General features: G+C 58.3%; 22 protein-coding genes and 1 tRNA gene. 13 read left to right on the top strand and 10 right to left on the bottom strand.

Features of this window, described 5'->3' with window-relative positions; translation table 11 throughout:
- Positions 1-41: 41 nt before the first annotated feature.
- The 5 genes from CS903_RS07330 (at position 42) to CS903_RS07305 (ending at position 4,978) form a co-directional block, all read left to right on the top strand.
- On the top strand, positions 42-164 hold the full coding sequence (locus CS903_RS07330) for a hypothetical protein (protein ID WP_503089912.1): 123 nt from the start codon (positions 42-44) through the stop codon (positions 162-164).
- A gap of 594 nt (positions 165-758) precedes the next feature.
- Positions 759-962 (top strand): hypothetical protein, encoded by a 204-nt coding sequence (locus CS903_RS07320; RefSeq protein WP_099332891.1) that lies wholly within the window; start codon positions 759-761, stop codon positions 960-962.
- 55 nt (positions 963-1,017) lie between these two features.
- Entirely contained in the window at positions 1,018-2,490 is a 1,473-nt protein-coding gene (locus CS903_RS07315; RefSeq protein WP_242491793.1) for a recombinase family protein, read from the top strand.
- Positions 2,490-4,082, top strand: a complete 1,593-nt coding sequence (locus CS903_RS07310; RefSeq protein WP_099332889.1) for a recombinase family protein — start codon at positions 2,490-2,492, stop codon at positions 4,080-4,082. Before CS903_RS07315 ends, CS903_RS07310 begins: the two co-directional genes overlap by 1 nt.
- A gap of 38 nt (positions 4,083-4,120) precedes the next feature.
- The gene (locus CS903_RS07305; protein WP_099332888.1) at positions 4,121-4,978 is read left to right on the top strand and encodes a DUF4062 domain-containing protein; all 858 of its coding nucleotides are present in this window, start codon (positions 4,121-4,123) and stop codon (positions 4,976-4,978) included.
- Between the two features lie 67 nt (positions 4,979-5,045).
- Here the strand turns inward: CS903_RS07305 and CS903_RS07300 are convergent, their stop codons facing one another.
- Together CS903_RS07300 and CS903_RS07295 are read right to left on the bottom strand one after the other, a co-directional pair.
- Entirely contained in the window at positions 5,046-6,734 is a 1,689-nt protein-coding gene (locus tag CS903_RS07300) for a DUF262 domain-containing protein (protein ID WP_099332887.1), read from the bottom strand.
- A gap of 55 nt (positions 6,735-6,789) precedes the next feature.
- Complete coding sequence (locus CS903_RS07295; RefSeq protein WP_164996710.1) at positions 6,790-7,554, bottom strand: type I restriction-modification system subunit M; 765 nt, start codon at positions 7,552-7,554, stop codon at positions 6,790-6,792.
- 465 nt (positions 7,555-8,019) lie between these two features.
- On the opposite strand from CS903_RS07295, the gene CS903_RS07290 reads away from it, so the two are divergent.
- Positions 8,020-8,604: a recombinase family protein gene (locus CS903_RS07290; RefSeq protein ID WP_099332885.1), complete on the top strand. Its 585-nt coding sequence runs from the start codon at positions 8,020-8,022 to the stop codon at positions 8,602-8,604.
- A gap of 810 nt (positions 8,605-9,414) precedes the next feature.
- Here the strand turns inward: CS903_RS07290 and CS903_RS07285 are convergent.
- The 5 genes from CS903_RS07285 to CS903_RS07265 form a co-directional block, all read right to left on the bottom strand.
- Positions 9,415-11,058, bottom strand: a complete 1,644-nt coding sequence (locus CS903_RS07285; protein ID WP_099332884.1) for a recombinase family protein — start codon at positions 11,056-11,058, stop codon at positions 9,415-9,417.
- Positions 11,059-11,420: 362 nt separating this feature from the next.
- Entirely contained in the window at positions 11,421-12,533 is a 1,113-nt protein-coding gene (locus tag CS903_RS07280; protein WP_099332883.1) for a hypothetical protein, read from the bottom strand.
- Positions 12,523-13,614: a TadA family conjugal transfer-associated ATPase gene (locus tag CS903_RS07275; RefSeq protein WP_164996709.1), complete on the bottom strand. Its 1,092-nt coding sequence runs from the start codon at positions 13,612-13,614 to the stop codon at positions 12,523-12,525. The genes CS903_RS07280 and CS903_RS07275 overlap by 11 nt, the downstream gene beginning before the upstream one ends.
- On the bottom strand, positions 13,602-14,570 hold the full coding sequence (locus CS903_RS07270) for a hypothetical protein (RefSeq protein WP_099332881.1): 969 nt from the start codon (positions 14,568-14,570) through the stop codon (positions 13,602-13,604). Before CS903_RS07270 ends, CS903_RS07275 begins: the two co-directional genes overlap by 13 nt.
- Before the next feature lie 69 nt (positions 14,571-14,639).
- Positions 14,640-15,413, bottom strand: a complete 774-nt coding sequence (locus CS903_RS07265) for a hypothetical protein (RefSeq protein ID WP_129587625.1) — start codon at positions 15,411-15,413, stop codon at positions 14,640-14,642.
- A gap of 157 nt (positions 15,414-15,570) precedes the next feature.
- Here CS903_RS07265 and CS903_RS07260 point away from each other — a divergent pair, with 157 nt between their 5' ends.
- The 3 genes from CS903_RS07260 to CS903_RS07250 all read left to right on the top strand — a co-directional run bounded on the left by CS903_RS07260 (position 15,571) and on the right by CS903_RS07250 (position 18,397).
- On the top strand, positions 15,571-16,644 hold the full coding sequence (locus CS903_RS07260; protein WP_099332879.1) for a hypothetical protein: 1,074 nt from the start codon (positions 15,571-15,573) through the stop codon (positions 16,642-16,644).
- Complete coding sequence (locus CS903_RS07255; protein WP_129587624.1) at positions 16,641-17,561, top strand: alpha/beta fold hydrolase; 921 nt, start codon at positions 16,641-16,643, stop codon at positions 17,559-17,561. The genes CS903_RS07260 and CS903_RS07255 overlap by 4 nt, the downstream gene beginning before the upstream one ends.
- Positions 17,562-17,713: 152 nt before the next feature.
- Positions 17,714-18,397, top strand: coding sequence for a Crp/Fnr family transcriptional regulator (locus CS903_RS07250; RefSeq protein WP_099332877.1), 684 nt, complete (start codon positions 17,714-17,716; stop codon positions 18,395-18,397).
- A gap of 52 nt (positions 18,398-18,449) precedes the next feature.
- On the opposite strand, the gene sp36 is transcribed toward CS903_RS07250, so the two are convergent.
- Both sp36 and CS903_RS07240 read right to left on the bottom strand, forming a co-directional pair.
- Positions 18,450-18,608, bottom strand: coding sequence for a Sp36 family protein (gene sp36 / locus CS903_RS07245; protein ID WP_099332876.1), 159 nt, complete (start codon positions 18,606-18,608; stop codon positions 18,450-18,452).
- A gap of 91 nt (positions 18,609-18,699) precedes the next feature.
- On the bottom strand, positions 18,700-19,041 hold the full coding sequence (locus CS903_RS07240) for a WhiB family transcriptional regulator (RefSeq protein WP_099332875.1): 342 nt from the start codon (positions 19,039-19,041) through the stop codon (positions 18,700-18,702).
- A gap of 102 nt (positions 19,042-19,143) precedes the next feature.
- Between CS903_RS07240 and CS903_RS07235 the strand changes: the two genes are divergently transcribed.
- The 4 genes from CS903_RS07235 (at position 19,144) to CS903_RS07220 (ending at position 23,507) form a co-directional block, all read left to right on the top strand.
- Positions 19,144-21,372 carry a transglycosylase domain-containing protein gene (locus CS903_RS07235; protein WP_099332874.1) on the top strand — a complete coding sequence of 743 codons (2,229 nt, stop codon included), beginning with the start codon at positions 19,144-19,146 and terminating at the stop codon, positions 21,370-21,372.
- 8 nt (positions 21,373-21,380) lie between these two features.
- A complete protein-coding gene (locus tag CS903_RS07230; protein ID WP_242491796.1) occupies positions 21,381-22,394 on the top strand; it encodes a metallophosphoesterase in 1,014 nt (337 codons plus the stop codon).
- Between the two features lie 22 nt (positions 22,395-22,416).
- Positions 22,417-22,490, top strand: a tRNA-Pro gene (locus CS903_RS07225).
- A gap of 135 nt (positions 22,491-22,625) precedes the next feature.
- On the top strand, positions 22,626-23,507 hold the full coding sequence (locus CS903_RS07220; protein ID WP_164996708.1) for a YwiC-like family protein: 882 nt from the start codon (positions 22,626-22,628) through the stop codon (positions 23,505-23,507).
- Positions 23,508-23,514: 7 nt separating this feature from the next.
- On the opposite strand, the gene CS903_RS07215 is transcribed toward CS903_RS07220, so the two are convergent.
- Positions 23,515-23,976: a ribose-5-phosphate isomerase gene (locus CS903_RS07215; protein ID WP_099332872.1), complete on the bottom strand. Its 462-nt coding sequence runs from the start codon at positions 23,974-23,976 to the stop codon at positions 23,515-23,517.
- Positions 23,977-23,981 lie beyond the last annotated feature (5 nt).

Here is a 23,981-nt window from a genome sequence, read left to right as displayed (position 1 = left end):
CGGCCAGTAAGCCCGCTGCGAGTAAGCCTGCGGCGGTCAACATTGAAGCCCTCGCGAACGCCGTGATCCGCGGGGACTACGGCAACGGCGAAGAGCGCAAACGCCGCCTCGGCGCCAACTACGCCGCAGTCCAAAAACGCGTCAACCAGAAACTCGGCTACTAACAGTCGCCCTCCCAAGCGCCCCGCCCGCATGTGCCTCCATCTCGGAGGCCTGTGTGGGTGGGGCGCATTTTTGCGTTTAAGCGTCACGCCCGTTAACTCCACGCAGTTTCGCCGTCTTAGGGGTGAGGGCCGGTTAACTTCGCTGCTGTGTCTGGCCTTCCACTGAGAGGAGACCCGGCCAATGGCACTGACAAAGAAGGACGAAACCCGGATACGCACTTTGCGGACGGCGGGAGTCACGTACGGGAAGATCGCATCTTTCCTGGACTTGAACGCCAACACAGTCAAGACGTGGTGCAGACGCTCAGGCATCACCCCAAACGCAGAAAAGCCGCCGGTGACCGACCCGGTGGGTGTGTGGTGCAGAAACTGCGCAACCCCACTAGATGGAGATCGGCCCGCGAAGTTCTGCTCCCAAGAATGCAGGCGAGCCTGGTGGAGTCAGCACCCGCATTTGATTGAGCGTGCAGCGTTCTACGAGTTCACCTGCACCGGTTGCGGAACGGCTTTTAGTGCCTACGGGAATGAGCACCGCAAGTACTGCTCGCACCCGTGCTACATCCGCTCCCGCTTCAACACTCGCGGCGGCAAACCATGAACACCGAAATCAACCTGACGGTAGAGGCGAAGTTCGCCCGCGACCTCGCACGACTAACAGGTTTGGTGGACGCCGGGGTTGTCACGGGCGTGCAGGCGGGCCGGATCGCCATGCGCCTCGCGGAGAGAACCGGCGCGGTTCTAGGGGCGCTCAGAGCCAGGGTTCTCGTTGACTTACACGCCCGGCGGAGTGATGTATAGAAGCAAGAAGGATACAAAACCGCAGATCAACAGCACATAAACCAGGAGGAGCCAGGTGGGAGAAATAGCGAGGATCAAACCCCCACAGCAAACGAAACGCATGCTGCGGGTCGCCGCATATGCGCGCATCTCTGTAGAGAACGCGCGGAGCCCGAAGTCGCTTTCCCTGCAGGTCTCTCACTACTCGGATCTGATCCAGTCGACGCCCGGGTGGGAATACGCCGGGGTCTACGCCGACTCCGGGATCTCCGGGACCACCTTGAACCGCCCCCAGTTTCAAGCCATGCTCGCCGCCGCCCGCAGCGGCAGCATCGACCTGATTCTCACCAAGAGCATTTCCCGCTTCGCCCGCAACACGGTCGATCTTCTCCAAGTGGTGCGCGAACTCAACGGCCTCGGGGTGGAGGTGCGGTTCGAGAAAGAGAACATCTCTACCGCGACCGCTGATGGAGAGTTCATGCTGACCCTGCTTGCCTCTTTCGCCCAGGCAGAATCGGAGCAGATCTCCACTAACGTGAAATGGCGGGTGCGTAAACAGTTCGAACAAGGCCTGGCAAACGGGTTCCACATGTACGGCTACACCGACTCCAATGACGCGACGGACGTGGAGATCATCGAGCATGAAGCGATCATCGTCCGTCGCGCCTTCACCGCTTACCTGGACAAGATATCGATGGAGCAGTTCGTTGCGAACCTGACGGCAGAAGGGGTGTGGAGCCGGAAAGGGGTGCCGTTCTCACCCGAGATTCCTCGCGCGTGGCTCACCCTAGAGGCCTACACCGGAACCCTCACGCTAGGCAGGTTCCACTCCACAACCCTCGGAGAGCACTCCAAACACAACCGGGGCGAGGCACCCATGTACAGGGTCGAGAACGCCATCCCACCAATCATCGATAAGGACACGTTTGAGGCCGTCCAGGTAGAGCGGCAACGACGCCGCGAGGCGGGGGCGCTCGCGAACTGGTCAATCCCCACCAGTTGCTTCACCTCAAAAATCAAATGCGGCATCTGCCAAATGAACTACTCCCGGTCTGGTTCACGGTCGACCAAGGGGAAGGTCAACTACGCGTGGATTTGCCGCACCAAACGAGACGGGAAGAAACGCACTCGCGGACGCACCTGCGCCAACAAGTCGATACCGGAAGCCACCCTCAAAGAAGTGTGCTGCGAAGTGCTCGGCATCGACACTTTCGACCCCGATACCTTCGAGAACCAAGTTGAGAGCATTACGATGCCGGGGCCGAACCAGATCACCTTCCACCTGCGAAGCGGGGAAACCGTCGACCGGGAATGGGTATCACGCCAGCGCCTAAAAGCATGGGACGAGGAACGCCGAAGCGAATGGGGCGAGCAAGTGCGACAGCGGTGGGACGAGCAGAGACGCCAGGAAGCCTCTGAGCGGATGCGCAGACAGGCCACCCCAGAGCGACGCGAAAACCACTCTCAGAAAATGAAAGCCTGGTGGGCGAACCCCGAAAACGCCAAGCGCATGGCCGCCCTACGGGAAAACCAGGGCGGTGAAAACTGATGGCCCGCACCGTCACCGCGATCCCCGCAACCCGCAGGCTCCACACCGGAACCCCACTTACCGAAACCAGCACCCGCAAAGTCGCCGGGTACGCGCGCGTGTCCACCGACCACGAAGACCAGGTCACCTCTTACCAGGCGCAGGTCGACTACTACACGCGTTACATCACTAGTCATTCAGGGTGGGAACTCGCTGGGATCTACACCGACGAAGGGATCACCGGTACCTCCACCAGCAAACGCGCTGGCTTCCAGGCCATGGTCGCTGACGCGCTGGCTGGGAAGGTGGACCTGATCGTCACCAAGAGCGTGTCCCGCTTCGCCCGCAACACCGTCGATAGCCTCACCACCGTGCGCACACTGAAAGACGCGGGCGTCGAGGTGTACTTCGAGAAAGAGAACATCTGGACCTTCGACGCCAAAGGCGAACTCCTAATAACCATCATGTCCTCCCTAGCCCAGGAAGAGGCCCGGTCGATCAGCGAGAACGTCACATGGGGACACCGTAAACGCTTCGCCGACGGGAAAGTCACCGTGGCGTTTTCCAACTTCCTGGGCTACGACCGAGGCGAAGACGGCAACCTCGTCGTCAACGAAAAAGAAGCAGTCACCGTCCGCTACATATACTCCCTGTTCCTAGAAGGCCTGTCGTTCGGGGCGATCGCCGCCAAGTTAGATAAAGAAGGCCACCGCACACCTGGTGGTGGCTCCAGGTGGTCGATCGGGACGCTACGAAGCATCCTCACCAATGAGAAATACAAGGGAGATGCGCTCCTGCAAAAGAGCTACACCGCTGACTTCCTCACCAAACGCCAAGTCACCAACGAGGGTGAGGTGCCCCAGTATTACGTGACCGGGAACCACGAAGCGATCATCAACCCCGCCGTTTGGGACTTCGTGCAAGCCGAACTCGCCTCCATCAAGAAAGGGCGCCGCTCCGCCTCCCGGCAACGCACGTTCTCCGGCAAAATCAAATGTGGTCAATGCGGGGCCTGGTACGGGTCAAAAACCTGGCACGCCGGATCCAAGTATGAGAAACGCGTGTGGCGGTGCAACAACAAATACGCAGGCGACCAACCCTGCACCACGCCCCACCTCACCGACCAACAAATCCAGGATGCGTTTCTCGACGCCGTCCAGCAGATGCTCGCCGACCAGGACCACGGGGAGGACCTGCTCGAGGTGGAGCTGCTTGCCGAACTCGACACCACGGACCTACGCCTCGAAGCCGACCAGGTAAGCGCTGGGGCCGCCACGGTCGCCGCAGCCATCGAGAAACTCATCGCCACCAACGCCCGGGTTCCCCAAGACCAGGCCGACTACCAACAGCGGTTCGACAAACTCTCCGCCGAACACACAGCCCTACTAAAGCAGCACGAGACGTTGCTGGCAGAAATCACGGATCGGCAGAACCGGGTGGCTACGTACCAGCACTACAAGGTCAGCGTCGCTGAACTAGACCCGCACCACGTGGAGTTCTCGCCCTACCTCTGGCACACCCTCACCGATCACGCCGAAATAGGGCGCGATGAGGCGATCACCTTCACGTTCAGAGACGGAAGCGGCTGCCAAACAGAAGACGCGCGCTCTTGAGGCAGAGGCCCCTTCGTAAGTGCCCGTAAAATCGGATCATGAGCTTTCCCGCAATGGTTCTTCGCGTAGTCATCGCCTCGCCATCAGATGTTCCAGAGGCGCGCGACGCTGTCGAGAAAGCACTGCACGATTGGAACGATGCGAACGCAACGACCAAGGGGACAGTGCTCCTGCCGTGGCGTTGGGAAACCTCGTCGGTGCCCCTGCTCGGGGACCACCCCCAGGCACTGATCAACTCGCAAGGAGTAGATTCTGCCGACATCGTCATTGCGCTATTCGGCAGTCGGCTAGGGTCACCAACACCGGACGCCGTCTCCGGGACGGTGGAAGAAATCGAGAGGGCCGTGGCCAGCGGCAAACCCGTGCACCTCTACTTCTCTGACGCGCCACTACCAAACGATGTCGATACCGTTCAACTCGATGGGCTTCGCGAATTCAAAGCTGAGATCAGTGGACGTGGGCTGCTCGGCAGATTCACAAACGTCGGACAACTTACACATGAGGTATGGAAGGCAATCGAGCACGACGTATCCGCCATCGCCTCCAATCTCGGGACTCCAGTCCAAGGCGAGCCGAATGCCGTGAAGTTTCGCGTCCAATCGCGCAGGGAACGCGAGCAAGAGGGCATCGACAAGCGCGGCAAGGTGAAATACAAGACCCGCCGTTGGTTCGAAGTCACGAACATTGGTGGCGCATCCGCGACTGAGGTCACGTTCGCGTCAAGCGCGACTGCGGGCTTGATGCGCCTTACAGGAACAGATGATCCAGTAACCATCGAACCTGGGACCTCCTGGAGAGTGCCCGTGGTCTATTCCTCCGGATCGTCCGGCGCTAAGCTGCTCATCAATTGGGTCGACGACGGGGAGAAGAAATCCGAGTCGTTCGATGTTCAGTAGCTCTCCGTAGGCGATGAACCACTCACGCACAACTTGAGCGCCTCAAATGGTGAGAGCGCAGTCTCCGCTAGGAGAGCTGCCATTCCTTGACAAGGACGTCTCTCAGTTCCCGTTGTCGGCGCTCGACGACAAGAGGGGTCCATTCGGGCTCTTGAAGCACCTGGGTAGTCAGGGCGAACACGGCGACACCGGAACGAGACTTGAAGTACGTTTCTTTCTTCTTTTCAAAGTCGTAGTTCTGTGCCTGGGAGTTTTTCCTCCGGCTCAGTAATAGAAGATTCCCCAACCTATGGGTCCAATACTCGCGCTCATCGTCTGTGAAGTTCTGTAGCCACTCGCTGCCCTCGGCGGGGGTCTGCGGAAGCACATGCTCCACCGTGATCACGTTGTGGTCGTACGAAGCCCCTGGATCATTGGCGAGCGCCGAGTCAAGGCGCAGCAGAACATATTTGCGCACGCGCGTGTTGGTGTACAGCTCACCGTCGAGGGCATGAACACTATCTTCTTTCTCGCGCTCGCTCAGATCAAATGCCGGTGAGTCAAGACCACCACCGGCGACAAGCTGACTGAGGAGCTCCATGTAGCGCAGCGCGCGTGGAGTAGCGTACAGGCGGCGTAGCAGCATGCTTGCGGCTAGGCGTTCTAGCTTTCGGAGGAATGCTGCCAAGTACTCCGGGTCGTCGCCGTGATATCTCAGAGCCCACAGTGCGACCGGGCGCCAATCGTCGTTGTCGAGTTGATTCAGGCGCTTGAGCCAAGCGTTGACTTCAGTCCACTCGCTGCCGGTGAAGTCGTGGGAAATGAGACGAATGTCAGCGCGCGCGTACGGTTCTAGCACTTCGTTGATGAAGCGCGCCCCGTTGCCAGGGAGGTAGGCGTTGAGAACCTGTTCGGGAAACTCAGTGAGCAGGTTTCGCACTGCACGGGATTGACTGAAGATGGAGCGAATGTACAAAAAGAGGTTCGCGAACTCGTCGCGCCCCAAATCCTCCTCGAGTCCCTCCCACAGGTCAGCGTAGTGTTGCTTGTCGCGATCAGGCATTGCGCCGATCACTTGGGACTTGAAGATGTCGGATGGGGCTAGCGGTAAACCGCGAGAGTTCATGACCGAGAAGATGCGGTAGGCAGAGTTCAGATCAGGCGTGGAAACGGTGACCATGAAGGTCCGCTTACCCAGCATCTTGAACAATTCCTTCATCTGCACTTGGTCCCAGCTGGCAAGCTCGGACCGGACAGCCTTCGCGTTGTCCCGGAGGGCTCGTTGTGAGTCGGTCTCCGTAACGTTGTCACTAATGTCAACGAGCGTCTTGGTGCCGCCGTGGGTCTGGACGTACTCATTGAAGAAACGCTTGTCGCGAGGGCGCAGGGCGAGCCGAGGTTGCGCTGGTTGATCGTCGTCCCACTCGACGGCTGGTTTCTCTAGGAACTCATGGATGGACTCGCTCAGCTTTGGGCTCTCAACTAGGTCCCGCAGGACGCCCAGAATCAACGAAAGCGTGGTTAGTCGCTGCTGCCCGTCGATCACTTCAGCTTCCTCGGAGTTCTCCTCTTTGACCAGGACGACGGATCCCAAGAAGTAAGGCTCGTCGGTATCTCGTTCCAAGGCGCTCTTCAGGTCGGACAGCAGTTGCATCGTTTCGTCGGTGCCCCAGGTGTAGGGCCGTTGGTACTCAGGAATTACGAAATCAAAGTCGTTCGAGAAGAGCTTCCCGAGCGGGATCTCAATGGCCTTCAGTGACTGTCCGCTTGCCTTCATTCCTGTGCCAACCTCTCCATCGCGATCTGAACCACTACCTTTCAATTTGAACCAGTCAGGCCGCAAGCACAAAGTCGGCGCTGAAATGTATCCAATCAGCTCGGATAGTTTCGTAGACACGGCGCAGTTTCTCTCTGCCTGAGGCGGAGATTTTGGCTACTAGCTCGGAGACAGATTGCGGGGTGAAGAATTCTCCACCTGATTTGCCGGCTTTCGAGGCGTACATCGTCATCAAGAACTCATAGGCGTCGCCAAAAGTGTCGTTGTTCTTCTCACCTAGACTTCCAAGGGGGAAACCTGCAACTTCCTTCATGATTCTTGCCAGAAGCTTGTTGCGCTGGGCAACGGTAGAGCCAAGCCTTGAAGAGTTGACATCAAGATCGCCAAACAGACCTTTGATTGTGGCTTCGCTCTTGTGGCCTACAGCAGAGCCCTCAAAACCGTCGAAGGCATCCTTGAGGGTCTCGTTGAGGTCTGCATTTTTGTCTGCCTTGTCTGCAACGTTTTGGAATAGTTGAGACGGCAAGAGGAAGTAGCCCAGGTCATCAACAGTATCTTCACGGCCATATTCGGCCAGTTCATCACTGAGTTTGGTGTAGTCAAAGTCTGCTTCGCCGGCTTCGCGTTGGCTCTTGTTGAGAAACTCAGTGAGGTTTTCTGAGGCAAAACGGTAAAAAATCATGCCAAGGATGTAAGCCTTGAAGTCCCAGCCATCAACGCTACCGCGAAGTGTGTCAGCGGCTTTCCAGATTGAGGAGTTGAGTTGCTGTCTTTCTTGAGCGCTGCTAACTGTTTGGTGTTGCTTAGTTTTCACGGCCACGTTGATGTGCTTCCTTGGTTTGTTTGATCTGCAAATTGGTAAATTTCTACAACTATTTCGGTATCACTTATTTAGCATAGTTTCAACTACTGAACGAGCAGAAACTTGGGGAATCGCGCTAGGTTGGGCTTGTTGGTCAAGGCTGGTGACTGGAGTGAAGATGAGTCCTGATGAAGGTGCTTCAAACTTGGTTCGTCGAACGGTGCGGCCATCGTGCTCTGAGTGCGGTGGAGAGTGTGTTGTTTCTATTGCCGGCAGCCATGGGGCTGGGGTTCGGTTTGTCTGGAGTTGCCCAGAGCATGGTTTGCAATCGGTGACAGATCCATTCGCGCATTTGCGAGATTGATGGTGTCCATCAGGGTCTACCACTGACAGGGTTGAAATAGAGCCGATCTGGGGCTGTTTCAAGTGTCCAATGACTGTTAAAATTGACCCTATTAGACAAGTGTGTAAGTAGGTTAAGACATGGTTGGACAGGCAAAAGGGCAAATTGTTGGTTACGCCAGAGTCAGTGCCGTGGACCAGAACCTAGATCGCCAATTGAAGGCGCTAGAGGGCTGTGACAGAGTTTTCACGGACAAACTCAGTGGGAAGAACACCGAGCGCCCAGAACTGCAAGAAATGATGCGCTACGTGCGCGACGGTGATGTCCTACGAGTTACCTCAGCGGATAGGCTAGCGCGGTCTACGAGGGATCTATTGGAACTGGTAGAGACACTGAAAGAGCGAGGGGTCTCGGTTGAGTTCGTAGATAGTCCGGCTCTGAACACGGATACTCCCAATGGGATTTTCATGCTGACGATTCTTGGAGCAGTTGCAGAACTTGAAAGGTCCGTGATCAAAGAGCGCCAGGCGGAGGGAATCGCCATCGCCAAAGCCAATGGTGTCTATGACCGAACGACGAAACTTACCCCGGAGCAGATTGAAGAGGCCCGGGAGCAAGTTGAAGCCGGGGTGCCCAAGGCACAGGTTGCTCGGAGATTGAAAGTGAGCCGGCAAACCCTCTACACGGCTCTCGCAGGAGAAGGAAAATACGCAGCCGTGGAGTAGCAAATAGTTACGGGAGACTGGTTTTTCTTGTGGGGGTTTGGTGATCGGGTGAGGGTTTTCTCAGCGGTGACAAGTGGAAGATGAGGCTGGTATCTTTTGCGCCCGTTAGCTGGCATTTGTAGCTTCAATTAGCTGAACTTTTGGAGCCGGGTTTTTGCGCCGATTTTTTCTGCCTTTTCTGGTTCGTTGCTCGGTGACAGGTCGAGAGGAAGGGGAGGACTCTCAGGGCTCGTTTTGCAGCGAATTTCGGAGTTCAGAGCTGGGTTTTTGCATTTGTAGCTCTTTTTGTTGCGTTTTCTGCAAAAGAGCTACAAATTGCTCAAAAGCGAACAAAAAGTGAAACAGTAAAATATCTGATCAGAGGCTATTTTGTACCAAAATGTTTCACTTGTTCGCTTTTTTCTGAGTCTATATATAGAAAAAAATAGAAGCACTTAGCTACAGGAGTTATCCACAATTGATATTTACTGTAGTAGAAGTTGAAAAAAAGTGAACAAGCGAACATCTACAACGAATGCCCTCTGACCTGCAACTATGTAGCGCAAATATGTTGCACTTTTGATTTTCGAGGAGTGCAAAAGTGAAACATATTTGTCTCTTTTGTAAAGATTGGTGCCAGCAAAAGTAAACGATGAGTAAAAACTGTGGAAGCTGTGGATAACTTTTTGGAAGCAAGAGGCTACGTGACTGCTACCACATTGGGCTGAAAGGTTTGCTATAAAAGTGGAGAAAAAGCTCCGAAATGCCTCCGCCTCATCCTTCACTTTTCCTCTGTCATTGGGCACCAGATTTTGCTACTTGTTGGAGCACCTAGTTTCCGGTCCATTTGACTGTTTTGAAGGTTGGATTCCCGTCTTCATCGACGCCGTGCAACTTCAATTCCAGGGTGTCTTCTACCGGTAGCGAGGGACCTACCCGGCGCCCGTATCCAACTGGCTGAATTCTGATTTCCATTAGCGTTTTCACAACTGTCTGCCGGTTGGCTACCGAAGTCTGGTTCCACCAGGTTCTGACAGCCTTCGGATCTGTCGAAGCTGGTAGGGGGCTTTCTTCTGTAGCCTTGCGAACGCGCTCCTGTAGCAGTTCCTGCTCTGCTGCAATCTTCTCCATTGCTTCTTTTGCAATCTCCGGCGCCATGCCTTGCTCCGCGACCATCATTGCCAAGGTTCTCTGCCTCTCCTCCAAGCCGCGCTGCATCCCTGTAAGAACTGTTAGGTCTTCTTTGTCTTCGTCTCGCTGAAACAGTGCTACCGCATCAGGTCGCGACAATCTTGCGATACACAACTCTTCTATGAACTTGTCGATTGGGTCCCCAGCTCGGTGGAAGTGGTTGTTCCTACACCTGTATGAGTGGTAGCCCTTTTGCGGTGCTTTGCCGGAGCCGTCTTTTCTGGCATTGGGGTGGGTCTTGCCTCGGGCGGATCTCACTGGTTCGTCACACACTGAGCATCTCGCTAAGCCACCTAGAAGCCATTTGCGGGCTGTGCCCTGGTGCAGTGGCTTCCGGCTCAGCAAGATACCTCTCGCGGCTTTGAGTAAGTCCTCAGAGATGATTGGTTCCCATGCGCCTGGAGAGCAGGTGCCAAGGTCTATTTCTTTCTTGTCACGCTCGCCTTTGCCGCCAGACATTGGGGGGAGCAATGCTGCGTAATGCGGATTCATCAGCATTCGGCGAATGTGCCCTGAGTTCCAACTCCCGCCGTAGCGGGTTGCTCGATCTAGTCTCTTCAGTTCATTAGCTTCCTTGACTGTCAAAAGCCCTTGTTCTGAGGCAGTTTTCCGGTTGCTTCCCCTGGGTGCTGTGTTTGCGTCAATCTCAGCGTTGGTCAGATTCAGTCTCTTGGTTAGCTGGTACAGAGTGGTTTGTTTCTGAACGAATTCTTTGAAGATGTAGCGAACTACCTCTGCTTGCGCCTCATTGATGACATACCTTGTGCCTTTGTCATCGCGGTCCATCCGCGGAACCCAGTCATACCCATATGGGGGATCTCCTGGTGAGGGGTGCCCCTGTAGATGGCGGGTTTGATCATAGCGCTTGCGTCGGGCTTGTTTTTCGTGAATCTCTTGGTCTGCAACCAGGGCTAGCATCTTGAGGAAGAAATCATTCGTTGCTGTGTCGATGCCTTCCCTAACGGTGAGAATCCGTATGTCTCGCTTGGGACTGGTGACTTCGAGGATATCTTCGAGGCTACGAGTTAGCCTTGCTGTTGCTGCAACTATGAGGGCATCAAACTGGCCAGTGTCATAGGCTCTGAGCATCTGGTTCCAGCCGGTTTTTTCGCCGCGCTTCTTCGTTGCAGACACGTCGTTGTCAACGAACTCCGCAACTACTTTTAGCCCCATTTGACTGGCTTTCAGGCGGCAATCTTCTAGTTGCTGGGCAATGCCTTGCTGGTCTGCCATTGATTGCCTGGCGTAAATCGCGGCTCTACCTGGTTGGTCTGTGTTGCTCATGGTGTCACTGTAGCGCCCTATGGCAAACTGTGAGTATGCCTTATGTGTGGCGCAGTTGCTACAGCCCCGATTGCATATTCCACCGTTGTCGAGCCTTCTTCGCCAGAACCATCACCCCCATTCTGCGAGGGCATCCCCGGCTGAAAAGCCGAGTCCGGGAGCCGGTCAAGATGGGGGTGGCTTGAAGGACCACCCGGTCCTCTAACTGGAGCCAGTTGCATCATGTTTCTTGTCCTTTCAGGGTCGAACGCCACCAGATGTGACACCCCGAGCCTCTCGTGGTCAGAACCCCCAAACCAGACCGCCTTGTCACCCCTGTGAATGGGACCCAGGAGACCACCCTGTGGAAATACCTCCCACCCTCAGAAGCCAAGGGAGAGCTGCGAACCCACCAGGGAGAAGAACACGGGCAGCAGGCCCAGCAAAATGAACGAAGGAAGTAGAAGCAAACCGAGGGGCAACGCCAGCTTTACCCCAAGGCGCTCAGCGGCCTCTTTCGTCGCGCTAACTGATCGTCGGCGAGCGTCCTCGGCTGCCTGCTTTAGAAGGGGAGCCGGCGCTACCCCGTCCTCCCAAGCAGGTTGAAGAACCCTTCGCAGCAGGGCTCCGGCAGGTGGAAGCGGGGTCCAGGCTTCCTCCCAGGTTGCGCCGAGAAGAAGTTCGTTGGCGGTGATTATGAAAGCCGGTTCGTCTGTGGACTCTCCGAGAGACTCCAAAACCCGGGGGATGCTCGCACCGCCCCGCAAACCAGCCAGGGTGAGATCACAGAGAACTGGTTCCCGAAGCGCGTTCCTCTCGGATCTGGCGGCGGCCTCAATCAACCTTTTGCTCACCAGGTGCCCCGCAAGCGCCAGGACCACCCCGACCAGACCGCAGGCCATAGGTAGTGGTGCGGACAGGAACCATGACAGGGGCCGAGCCCCCAGAACCTCGCCGCCGATGAGACCGGCGACTGGAAGCAGTGAGAGGATCCGCGCCGAGAGACGGGGTCCAGTAAAGGCCACCTTCTGGGCTGCCAGCCCCTCTTCGAGCTGGTTGAGACTGCGTCCGCAGGCAAATAGAACATCAACCAGTGGGGCGCCCGTGAGAAGGGAAAACCTGGTAGCTGCCACCAAAACTGCTGCCGCTTCCCCCTGCATCTGCTCAAGCTGAGCCGGCACCCCTCCACTGATCTCCACTCGGGCCACCCCCGTGGCATGTTCCCAGGACTTTTGCCAAGCCCTTTCAACGCTGCTTCCTGCACGGAGGTGCGCGGCCACCTCAACGCAGATAGAGGCCAGGTCAACAGGTGCGTTGAGGTGGCTTCCACCCCTAAGTTGAAGCCACCGCACACGGCCCGCAGTTGGCCCATTTCGAGAGCCCGGCTCTAGACCCTCCATGATCTGCCTGCTCTTCCGCCAGGCTTCAAGCAGGAGAAAGCCGACCAGGGTTGTGAAGGTAACTATCAGACCCGTCAGGGCGGTCTCAAGACCCACGGGTTTCCGTTTGACCCGGGGCCGTCCACAGGGTCTCTCCGATCAGTTCACTTCCACGCAGTCTCAGTTGACCAAGAGAACTGACGAAGCGCCTGCCAGTTCGGTCCCGCTCCAGAAACACCACCGAGTCAAATGCCGCTGCCGCCATGGTCGCCACAGCAGTCCGATCCATTTTGGCGAGGAGACCAAGCGCTATCAGACGCGCCGGCACGTCCTCGATTGAGTTGGCGTGGATCGTGGCCATACCCCCGCGATGCCCAGTGTTGAGCGCGGTGAGGACCTCACGTACCTCCGGCCCACGACACTCACCGAGGACGAGACGATCGGGGGCCATCCGCATGGCGGCACGAACCAGTTCATCAAGTCCCACGCCCCCCTCTTTCTCAATGTTCTGGGCCCTTGCCTGAAGTGAGACCACGTGAGGGTGGTCGATTGCCAGCTCGGTGACCTCTTCGATCACCACCACGCGCTCAGCGGGATCAACCAGTCCGAGGAGAGTCGCCAAGAGGGTGGTTTTCCCAACCCCTGTCGCCCCTGCCAAGAGGATTGACTGTCTCCGATTAACCGCCTCTTCCAGCAGCTTGATGAGGTCGGGATCCAACGCCTTCCTTTCTTCTAGGTCACGAAGCGTAAATGGACGAGGACGAAGCACTCGAAGGGAAATCGAAGTTCCACTCTGCGCCAGCGGCGGAATAACAGCATGCAGCCTGATGGGTCCCGGCAGAACCGCGTCCACAATCGGTTGGGCATCATCTAGTCGACGCATTGCCGCGGCTGCCATGTGTGTTGCCAGGATCCGCACCTCAGCTTCACTTTCAAGACCCAGATCGACGGGCTCAAATCCACCTCCGGTATCAACCCATGCCCGTGTCCCAGAGATGACAACATCGGTAACATCCGGGTCCCGCACCAGTTGCCACAGTGCCAGAGTCATTCCACACTTGCTGGCCTGCATGGTGTGCCACTGCGCCACTTTGGCACGCGCACCAGCTGAAGCTTCAGACTCGTCCGCAACGGCCTCCGCTGGGGTACGTCCCCCAGCAACCGACCTTCGAGCACGCGCAGTTGCTAGGCGGCCCACAGTCGCTCTCCGGTTCTTCGCCAGGCCCGGGGTGCTGCCCGCCGGGGTGCCCTAGACCAACTCACCCCATGCCTCTCAGCAACGATGTGGAACATGGGGTGGGGTCGCCCCGTGACCAGGTAGAGCGGTTCCACCTCGCTCTGGAAACTCGAACGCCACCGGCCAAGAGCCGCTGCTCCCCTGTCAGTCCCAGTTCCTGTCAGGACAGCTCTGACCTTCTTTCCCCTCGCTTCAAGTTGCTCCGCGAGGGCAAAGAGCTGCTCAAGGTGAGTCCCGCAGTCGATGACTGTGGGCCGTCGCAACTGGTCTGCCACCTCTCGGACGAGGACGTCTCCGGGAGTGAGGGGAACCCCCGTTCTCACGGTCAATATGGGAACCCTGCCCACCCGCGGCAGGCTGGATACCAGCTTCCAAGGCGGGGGTAGATCCGAGGGAACCAGATCGGACCACGACAGATAGTCGCCAAGTGGAAGCTCGCCACCCCAGTTACCGGCTGCATCCAGAAGGACCGCGCGGGTCAGCCGCGCCAGATTACGGGCAGTCGTCGTGGCTCCCCCTCCCCCATTCCAAGCCCCAACCAGGACGACTGAATCAGCTTCCCTAACCGGGTCTGCTTCATCAGCCGGCTCTGAACGGCTGGTCAGAAGCTGAAGAAGTGCGACCTCATCACCGGGAAGAATGACATCTACCTGAGCCGACCCATCGAGGACCTGACTTCGTCCCGCAACACTGACCCTGGCCAGTTCAAGAAGGGGGTCGGGAACCTGTTCCCCCACTTCAACCAGGACTGTGTCGACGTCACGGACCCCACCCCGGGCCACCTTCACAGCCTCACCGTCAACAACTATCGGGCGCATGAGGGCGAGCCTGCTTAGATCAACTAGCGACTGCCTCAGTTCAGGTTCCTGGGCGATCACCCACGCTTGAGGACGGCGTTCAACTTGGTTTTCTCTCATGCCCCTAGGGAACGTGATTCAACCCGGGGCCACCTCCATCGAGCCGATCCTCTGTGTAGAGAACCGCCCCTACTGACCTGTGGACGGATTAATCTTGCCGACCTGAATCGACCTTGAGATCTGCTCCCCAACCGCGCACCCTTCGATAATGCAGAGGTTGACCAGGGACTCCCAGTCCGTTGCATCCCCGTCAGGACCAGCGGCCGCAAGGTAGGCGGAACGGTTCTGAGAGGGCCACGCTGAAAGCACCGCCACTCCGGTCGGTTCAACGCCTGTCTGAGCCAGCATCCACTTGGCAAAAATGACTCCGGTGGCCCCCGAGCCGACCTCAAACAACCTCTCTGCCGCAGTCATCCTCCACGCCCGCGCCACCCTCTCAAGAGCTGGTCCGTCGTTTCCCCCCACCATTCGAAGGAATCGGGAGAGGACACTGGCATCTCTCGGGACCGCCACGGATCCCGCTTCGAGGTACCCCCCGGCCACCATGTAGGAGCAGACGTTCCGATTGATCTTGGCAAGAAGCGCCGGGACCGCCAGGGGTGCCGATACCGATCCGACCGGTCCCGCCTGATTGAGGGGAGCCAGCATCTGCTCAACCTCCCACACCGCCCTCCACACGCCCAGCGCCTGAGCTTCGGTGGGGCTCAGGTCAGCTGCCTCAACCTCGCTGGCCACAAGCAACCTCAGCTCTTCAACGGGCATTCGCAACCCATCGACAAAACAGAGGTTACTGGCCTCACGTAGAGCTGCTTCGGCACGGGCTTCACGCCAGCGTCGCCGCAACCCCTCCGAAAATCGCAGCCTGGCACAGGCCTCGTGAACCGAGTCGCTGGAAATTTCCACGGTGTCGAGCTCTCTTTCAGCCTGCATTGGAGGACAGGTTCAGTCAGTTTATGGTGGCTACTTGTCTACTTTGCAACCAAACCGCGCGAAAACCCGTGGCGCTTCCTCTATAACGCACCCAGTGAGCGATATGTTTGCACCAACTGAGGAGGTTCATATGTCTGATCAGAGGAACGACGACGAGCTAACCGGGGACGACCCCGCCGTCGACATCACCCCCGTTGATAGCGAACGCCGTCCGGGTCTCACTTCCGAAGAAACTGACGCAGAAACTGCCGGGTTTACACCCTCGACCGAGCACACCTCGCGCTTCTTCGACAATGATGTGAATCCTCGAACCGAGGAAGAGTTCATTGGTTTTGAGGAGAATGTCAGCGTATCTGACCGCAGTTTTTCCGCTGCCTCCCAACCCGTCGAGGACGTCCTCGCCCAGCGCGCCCCCACTCCCGTTGACGGGATTGTTGAGGTCGATGATGCCGTGACTGTCGAAGAGGCCGTCGAGGATCCCACCCAGGTTCTGCGCCGCTCCTTCGTCCAGGGTGACATCGTGAGCCCAGAACCCGCTCCCGGCACAACCCTTGGCTTCCACCCCGCTGAAGGAAGCGCGACCTTCGAAGAGGCCATGTCGACCCCGGCCCAGGACTACACGTTCGAGGGCGAAGCGCTGCCAGTCCTTCCTGGACGCGGCTTGCCCCGCTTCCTTTCGGTTCTACTGACCCTGATCTTCACCCCGGTGGCCTGGTACCTGATTGCGGACTCCGCCGCACGTCTCGCATTCGCAACCGACAACCCGATGACCTCAGGCGTCGTCAATGTCGCAGCGCTCGGTGAACTACTGGCCGGCCTCATCGCCCTCGCCATCATTGCGATTCTGGCAGCGCAGTCCTCCCTGGGACTGCTGGTTGTCGGCGTCCTCGTCATGGCTGCGGGTGCCCCGTTCCTCTTTGTCCCCGGACTTGTGGCCGATACGGGCTACTGGGGTGCCTCTAACATCTCTAACTGGAACGACTTCGGTGGCAATATCGCGAACCACTTCCTGGCTTCCGGGTTCACCGGCCTTCTGTTCGTGTTCGGTTTCCTAATGGTTGCCTTCGGATGGGTCATCGCGGCCGTTCGTAGAACTGGCAGGGCTGAGGAAGCTCTGCGAATATCGGTTGCAACAACTAACCCCAACGCCATGAAGGCACGCTGGGGTCGTAAGGCAACAGAGAAGGCTCAGCGTTACCAGTGACAAAAATTTCCACCGTTCGTGCCGAAGGGCCATGGACGCACAGCAATATCCATGCCCGCGGCATGTCATTTCACGTGGTGATTGCAGGGGATGAACCCGGGCGTCCCACCGTCATTTTGCTACACGATTTTCCCCTGCACTGGTGGTCGTGGCGCCACCAGATCGCCGCCCTCGCCCACGGTGGCTACCGCGTTCTTGCCATGGACCTGCGCGGCATGGGCGGAAGCGACCTGCAACCCGGTCCCGTTGATCTCGTCGAACTTGCCGAGGACGTCCGGGCGGTTGCCAGCGCAACGGGAACCACCTCGTACACCCTGGTTGGCTCCGGTGTCGGTGGCGCGGTGGCTTGGACTCTTGCACACATGGCTCCCGGTGAACTGGAGTCCGTTGTAACCATCGCTGCACCCCACCCCCAGACCCGACGTCGCCGCGCCGCGTCGAGGGCGATTGCGGCCTCGCGTGTAGATCGTGAGTTGGGAATGCCCTTAATCCGTAGTCGCGGACTGCGTGACGGCACACTGGTGAGAGCGGTTCTGCGAACCTGGGCCGCCCCTGAACACGCTGAACACATGGCTGAAATCAGTGAGCAGTACGAGGTTCCGCTCAGCCGAGTCTTCTCGGCCAACGCAGCCCTCGAGACCCAAAAGGCAGCTCGAACGCCTTCTTCAGCGGCCAGGAAGCTGTTTGAACGTCCTGTGACAGTACCCCTGTTGTCGGTTCGGGGCGGTCGGGACGGGCGTATCAATCCGCAGGCATACTCGGGTGACACCACCTTTGCGAGACGATCTGTAATGCATGTGGAGATCCCTGGCGCGGGGCACTTCCCGAATGAGGAGACCCCGGATGAGGTGACAAAAATTCTGTTGGACCACCTCTTCGAGGTTACCCACCAGCACCCCAGGGACTCCCATAGTTAAGCTCACCACTGTAGATAAGTCGGTAATTCCCCTTATGGCGCCAATCTCTTGATAACATCTATCATTGGCGTGGGGTCACTCACATCACCGTGGGTGCTTAGACCGGGAAACCCCTCCTTAAGCAAACGCTATAGATACGGAGTCAAGTTAAGATGAGCATAGATGACCAGTTCATCAGCAGGGTGCCCCTGTTTGCCGGCCTCAATGAACAGCAGTTCGCCGCACTGGCAGCCCGGACCAGCCACGTGTCGCTGCGACGCGGTGAGGTCCTCTTTGAGGAAGGTGATCCCGGGGATCGCCTCTACATCGTTACCGAAGGCAAGATCAAACTGGGACACACCTCAAATGATGGGCGTGAGTCGCTGCTTGCCATCCTCGGCCCTGGTGAGATCATCGGAGAACTGACACTGTTTGATCCAGGTGCCCGCTCCACGACCGCAACCGCCGTTTCTTCGGCAACCCTGCTGTCACTGAACCACTCGGACCTGTCGGCTGTTCTGGATACAAACCCAGAGGCCGCGAAGCACATGCTGCGCGCGTTGGCCCAGCGCCTGCGCCGCACGAATGAGTCCCTGTCCGACCTCGTCTTCTCTGACGTTCCCGGACGTGTTGCCAAGTCGCTTCTTGATCTGGCCCGCCGCTTTGGCACCCAGACAGAGTCGGGTATTCACGTTCCTCACGACCTCACCCAGGAAGAACTGGCCCAGCTGGTCGGTGCCTCACGTGAGACCGTCAACAAGTCCCTGGCCGACTTTGTGTCGCGCGGCTGGATCCGCCTCGAAGGTCGTGCAGTCACGCTGCTGGACGTAGAACGCCTGCAGCGTCGCGCCCACTAGACAAAGACATAAGGGAATGGCGTCACCGACTGGTGACGCCATTCCCTGTTAACTACTGCTTCTCTCGCTTGAGGTAAGCAACGAGGTTCTCAGGGTTTGAGGGGCCCGGCACAACCTGCACCAGTTCCCACCCGTCCTCACCCCATGTGTCGAGGATTGCCTTGGTGTTGTGAATCAACAGCGGAATTGTCGCGTACTCCCATTTAGTCATGGGGCAACCCTATCGTGTTCAGAAGGCGGCGAACAGGTTCATCATCGGACCCGAACTTCAGTTATTGACGTCCTCGTCGGACTGCGAAGGACTAGGAACGGACGAGGGCGAGGACCCGGGGTGAGGCCGACAGCCTAAGCTCTGCAGCCACTGTCTCGTCAGAGGTCTCCAGCCACTCCATCCAGTCCTCAACAGCGGGGAAGCGACGTCGAATTGCACGCCGTTCCCTTTCTGTTAGGCCGCCCCAGACTCCGTAGTCACAGGCGCACTGAAGCGCATCAGCCAGACATTCGAGCCTTACGGGACAGCCGACACAACGTTGCTTGGCAATCCTCTGGGCAGCTCCACGGACGAACAGTGAATCTGGCGGATCATCGGCACACCTCGCCTTGACAACCCAGTGCTGATCATCCAAGTTTTCAGATCTAGACATCGGTCACCTCCGCGCACCCATTGCCCCGCACTCCAGTGTGACAGGGGTCTCGCAAGATGCGCTTCTATTCCACCACCCTAGTCTACTGGCTAGGCTATAGACATGGCCAGTTCGCCCAAACCACGTACTTCCCGTCGCCTTAACCCGGCCCAGTTCATCGCAATTATCGTTGCAATCGCACTGACATCAACCCTACTTGGTGCCCTGATTGCAGGTCTTGCGCTGCCCGTTGCAGGTGCCGCCGGGGCAATTACCAAGGCTGTTCCAGCGACTTTTGAAGAGCTTCCCTCGGACATGGAGGTGATTGAGCCTGCCGAAGAGTCCCGCATGCTCAATGCCGACGGCGGGGTGATGGCGCGCTTCTACGCCGAGCGACGCACCGTGGTGACGTCGGAGCAGATTGCTCCGATCATGAAGCAGGCGATGGTCGCCATTGAGGACCGCAGGTTCTACACCCACCACGGGATTGACCCCGACGGCATGGCACGAGCATTCATCAACAACCTCACCAGTGGCAACACCCAGGGTGCTTCGACGATCACTCAGCAGTACGTCAAGAACATGCTTCTTGAGAAGGGCCTTCAGGCCGGCGATCAGGACATGATCGACGATGCCACCGAGGTTTCGGCCGAGCGCAAACTGCGCGAAGCGCGCTACGCGATCAGCCTTGAGAGCGCTCTGAGCAAAGACGAGATCCTCACGGGCTACCTGAACCTGGCTACCTTCGGAACCAATCTGTATGGTGTCGAGGCCGCGGCTCGCACCTACTTCTCAAAGTCTGCAGCCGACTTGAATATCGCGGAGGCCGCTCTTCTTGCCGGCACCGTGCAGCAGCCGGGTCTCTACGATCCCCTCATCAACCCAGAGCAATCCCTGACCCGTCGTAACATCGTCCTCGGCGAAATGCTTGAGGAAGGCTACATAACCGAAGCCGAGTACGACGAGGCCTACGCCCTGACGATTGAGGACATGCTTAACCCCAACATCACGGTGGCGGGTTGCGCGGGGGCTGGGAGTGCGGCTTACTACTGCCGCTTTGCTGTCGAGACGTTCCTGAATGACCCCACCTTCGGTGAGGACCGGGCAGAACGCGAACACCTCCTCAACACCGGCGGCCTCACCCTGCGGACCTCACTGGACCGTGATGCCCAGAAGGCCGCATACAGCACGGTGACAGGGCGCGTGGCGGTGAATGACCCCTCGGGGCTCAACGTTGCACTGTCGTCTGTCGTTCCCCAGAACGGGCATATCGTCGCCATGGCTCAGAACACCAACTACGGGATCGGAACCGAGTCGGACCCCAGCGCTACCGAGATCTCCTTCAACGCCGATCCGGCTCACGGCGGCGGCCTGGGATTCCAGACCGGTTCGACCTTCAAGGTCTTCACCCTGGTTGAGTGGTTCTATGAATCCAAGTCGGCCTACCAGGTCGTCGGCGGTAAGGGTAATAGCTTCCCGACTGGATCGTTCAAGTGTGGCGGTCAACCGATCTACACCGAGACCTGGACTCCGGGTGAGTCGAATCAGGGCAAGGCCGGAGCCTACTCAGTAATCGACGCCACCCGATTCTCGGTGAACCAGGCATTTGCCGACATGGCAACCCAGGTCGACTTCTGCCAGATCTTTGAGCGAGCCAAGGCCATGGGAATCACCGACTCGGAGGGCAACGCGGTCCTTCCCGTACCCGGCAACCTCATCGGATCTTCAGAGGCAACCCCTCTCGATCTAACAGCTGCATTCGGCTCGCTGGCAGCAACTGGATCACTCTGCACCCCGATGGCACTCCTTGAAGTTGAGGACCGCGATGGACGCATCCTCAAGACATACTCACCTGACTGCGCCAATGTCATCGATCCGACGGTTGCCAAGCAGGTCACCAACGTCCTCTACAAGGCTTACGCCAATGAGACCTTCCAAATTGGCCGTCCCTTCGCGGGCAAGTCGGGCACGACTGATGGAAACTCAAATGTCTGGTTCGTTGGTTACACCCCGCAGCTGGCAACAGGCATCTGGGCCGGTGTCGCCAACAACCCCAACCGACCCGGTCAGAACCTAGTCGTCAACGGCGAGTACATCGACTACCTCTACGGCGGTCCCTTCCTGGGGCAGGCCTGGGCTAACTACATGATGGCTGCGCTAGAGGGCAAGGAGGTCCTCGGCTTCGAGGATGTCTTCATTGGTAACAAGCCTCTTCCCCCTAAGGTTGAGACACCCAAGACTGAGACCAAGCCCAACACGCAGGCCGACAGTGGCAACTCGGGAAATAACAGCAACAACAGTGGTAACACTGGAAATGCTGGAAATGTCGGCAGCGAGAACAACGACGATTAGTGAGTGACATGCTCTTCCCCAAGTTCAAGGAAATAGGTCGACGCGAATCACTGATGGGTTCGCAGTTCGTTGGCTTCATGCGTTGGACCGGGGGTGCGATTGCCGGAGCCGTGGCACTCGGTGGCGCCGCACTCGTTGCAGCAGCCGTTGAGGCACGCTTCCCGATTGTCCGTCGCTTCGATGTGCATGTACCCGCTCGACCCGGCCTCAGAGAGACGACGATCCTGCACATTTCTGACCTGCACATGTTTGAGCGGCAAGGGTTCATCAAGAAGTTCCTCAAGCGGGTGGCGCAGACCGAGCAGTTCGACATGGTGATCTCGACCGGTGACAACCTAGGTTCGGCCGATGCCGTTCCGGATCTTCTCGACGCGCTCCAGCCACTACTCGAAAAGCCGGGTGCATTCGTCCTCGGCTCGAACGACTACTACTCCCCCGAAATGAAGGCGTGGGGCACCTACCTGATTCCGGGGCATTCGGCGGGCAAAGCCAAGGACAAGTCAAAGCTGGAACCCGATCTGCCCTGGGTAGAGATGGTCAACGCGATGACGGAGGCCGGGTGGATCGACCTCGACAACCAGGCTGGGACACTGCACCTTCAGAATGGTCCCGAGGGCGAGGAATCTACCGTTGCCCTCGTCGGCGTCGATGACCCCCACATCAAACGAGACCGGCCGACACCGCCGAATCGCGACTGGTGGGAGGCCTCGTCACTTCGAGTCGGAGTCATGCACGCCCCATACCGCCGTGTCCTTGACCGCTTCGCCAATCTGGATGCCGACCTCATCCTTGCCGGACACACGCACGGCGGACAGATTCGCATTCCCCTCATCGGCGCGATTGTGACGAACTCCGATATTTCGAGGCGTTACAGTCGAGGTCTACACCGCTGGTTCCCCTCGGGTCATGGAACGCCGTCATTCCTGCATGTTTCTGCGGGTTTGGGAACTTCTCGCTACGCCCCCATCCGCCTGTTCTGCCGCCCTGAGGTCTCATTACTTCGATTTTGCCCGGAAGAATAGCGCCCCTATACTTGCTTAGTCACGGGGTGTGGCGCAGCTTGGTAGCGCGCTTCGTTCGGGACGAAGAGGTCGCAAGTTCAAATCTTGTCACCCCGACTCGTGAAAAGTTGGGACATCCTGGTTGGGTGTCCCAACTTTTTTGCTCTTCGGGGGTGCGTTTTCGAGGTCTTTGAAATGAACCTGGGATCTAGGTGTGGGCCCTCGGCACTTCTCACCTGCGAGAATGAGGTCATGGGAACTCGAGCATCATCTCCGTCAAAGCAGCGGGCGCGTCGCCTAGTTCGAGATGGTTGGATTTCGAACCAACACGGGGCTTGGGCCATGATGCTGGTTCCCGTCATCGTTGGCAGCCTGCTCGGGGGCCTGGCCTGGCAACAGCTGCTTCTGTTGGTGGCGTGGCTGGCAGCGTTCTTCTATTTCAGCGCCCTTGGGCTGTGGGTCAAGGTGTACTCAAGTGCTCGCGCTCGGGCGCGTGCAGCCGGAAAACCCCTTGGCGAAGCACGCCTAGCCACCATCAGGAAGCGTCAGGGACGCTTCCGCAACGCCTTGGTGGCCTACGCTGCGGTCGCTGCGGTCGGGGCACTCAGTTTGCTCATTCTCAAGCCGAGCCTGGCACTGTGGGCGCCGGCGTTCGCAGTTTGCTTCGGGATCGCCCTGTGGGAGATGTGGAACGACAACGAACGCGGACTGCTCTCTCGGGCCTCCGCCATCATCGCTTCACAGTTTCTGACCCCCATCGCCTTCTCGCTGGGATCACACCCGGACGATTGGGGTAGGGCCTGGCTGGCAACAGCCATCCTCACCCTCTACTTCATCGGGACCGTTCCGCTGGTGAAAACTCTGATCCGAGAGCGCGGTAGTTCGGCCTGGCTGATCGGCTCCCTGACATTCCACGGGGTCGTCCTCGCAGTCACCTTCGTGGCGGCCCTGCTCGGACACCTCAACTGGTGGATCGTTGCCCTGTGGGCACTCCTGCTGATCCGGGCGGCAGCCTTCCCGGCCTGGTCCTACCGAACCGGGAAGCCGCTTCGCCCAGCCATAATTGGCTTCAGTGAGATTGCGGTGTCGACGACCGTCGTCCTCGTCCTTACCCTGCCGACCACCCTCACCTAGTCACGACCTAGTCGTTGCAGCGCGCCGCCTCGTACTCCGCCATCATCTCGATGCGCTCAATGTGGCGCTCATCGTCCGAAAATGGAGTCTCCAGGAAGGCGTCAACCAGCCGCATGGCCTCTTCCATGGTGTGCTGACGCGCGCCGAGGGCGATGACATTCGCGTTGTTGTGCTCGCGAGCCAGGCGGGCCGTCGACTCATTCCACACCAGGGCCGCGCGGACACCGTCAACCAGGTTTGCAGCCATCTGCTCACCGTTACCGGATCCACCGAGGACGATCCCCAGGGAACCTTCATCGGCCACCACGGCTTCACCACAGGCAATGCACATCGGGGGGTAGGCGTCGAGGGCGTCGTAAACGTACGCGCCGTGGTCAACGACCTCGTACCCGCTGTCCTTCAGGTGCTCCAGTAGCGCTTCCCGAAGTTCAAAGGCTGCGTGATCAGCGGCGATATGTACGGTTTTCATTACTT

This window comes from Actinomyces minihominis (genome assembly GCF_900187855.1).
In the GTDB taxonomy this organism is placed as follows: Bacteria; Actinomycetota; Actinomycetes; order Actinomycetales; family Actinomycetaceae; genus Scrofimicrobium; species Scrofimicrobium minihominis.
The sequence above is the reverse complement of the archived record's forward strand: the minus strand, read 5'-3'. Positions and strand labels throughout refer to the sequence as shown.

What these genes read in the sequence shown, in the direction of transcription:
- CS903_RS07320 (WP_099332891.1), top strand. Translation starts at nt 759, where the DNA reads ATGAACACCGAAATCAACCTGACGGTAGAGGCGAAGTTCGCCCGCGAC.
- CS903_RS07310 (WP_099332889.1), top strand. Translation starts at nt 2,490, where the DNA reads ATGGCCCGCACCGTCACCGCGATCCCCGCAACCCGCAGGCTCCACACC.
- CS903_RS07305 (WP_099332888.1), top strand. Translation starts at nt 4,121, where the DNA reads ATGAGCTTTCCCGCAATGGTTCTTCGCGTAGTCATCGCCTCGCCATCA.
- CS903_RS07300 (WP_099332887.1), bottom strand. Translation starts at nt 6,734, where the DNA reads ATGAAGGCAAGCGGACAGTCACTGAAGGCCATTGAGATCCCGCTCGGG.
- CS903_RS07290 (WP_099332885.1), top strand. Translation starts at nt 8,020, where the DNA reads ATGGTTGGACAGGCAAAAGGGCAAATTGTTGGTTACGCCAGAGTCAGT.
- CS903_RS07285 (WP_099332884.1), bottom strand. Translation starts at nt 11,058, where the DNA reads ATGAGCAACACAGACCAACCAGGTAGAGCCGCGATTTACGCCAGGCAA.
- CS903_RS07270 (WP_099332881.1), bottom strand. Translation starts at nt 14,570, where the DNA reads ATGAGAGAAAACCAAGTTGAACGCCGTCCTCAAGCGTGGGTGATCGCC.
- CS903_RS07260 (WP_099332879.1), top strand. Translation starts at nt 15,571, where the DNA reads ATGTCTGATCAGAGGAACGACGACGAGCTAACCGGGGACGACCCCGCC.
- CS903_RS07250 (WP_099332877.1), top strand. Translation starts at nt 17,714, where the DNA reads ATGAGCATAGATGACCAGTTCATCAGCAGGGTGCCCCTGTTTGCCGGC.
- sp36 (WP_099332876.1), bottom strand. Translation starts at nt 18,608, where the DNA reads ATGACTAAATGGGAGTACGCGACAATTCCGCTGTTGATTCACAACACC.
- CS903_RS07240 (WP_099332875.1), bottom strand. Translation starts at nt 19,041, where the DNA reads ATGTCTAGATCTGAAAACTTGGATGATCAGCACTGGGTTGTCAAGGCG.
- CS903_RS07235 (WP_099332874.1), top strand. Translation starts at nt 19,144, where the DNA reads ATGGCCAGTTCGCCCAAACCACGTACTTCCCGTCGCCTTAACCCGGCC.
- CS903_RS07230 (WP_242491796.1), top strand. Translation starts at nt 21,381, where the DNA reads ATGCTCTTCCCCAAGTTCAAGGAAATAGGTCGACGCGAATCACTGATG.
- CS903_RS07220 (WP_164996708.1), top strand. Translation starts at nt 22,626, where the DNA reads ATGGGAACTCGAGCATCATCTCCGTCAAAGCAGCGGGCGCGTCGCCTA.
- CS903_RS07215 (WP_099332872.1), bottom strand. Translation starts at nt 23,976, where the DNA reads ATGAAAACCGTACATATCGCCGCTGATCACGCAGCCTTTGAACTTCGG.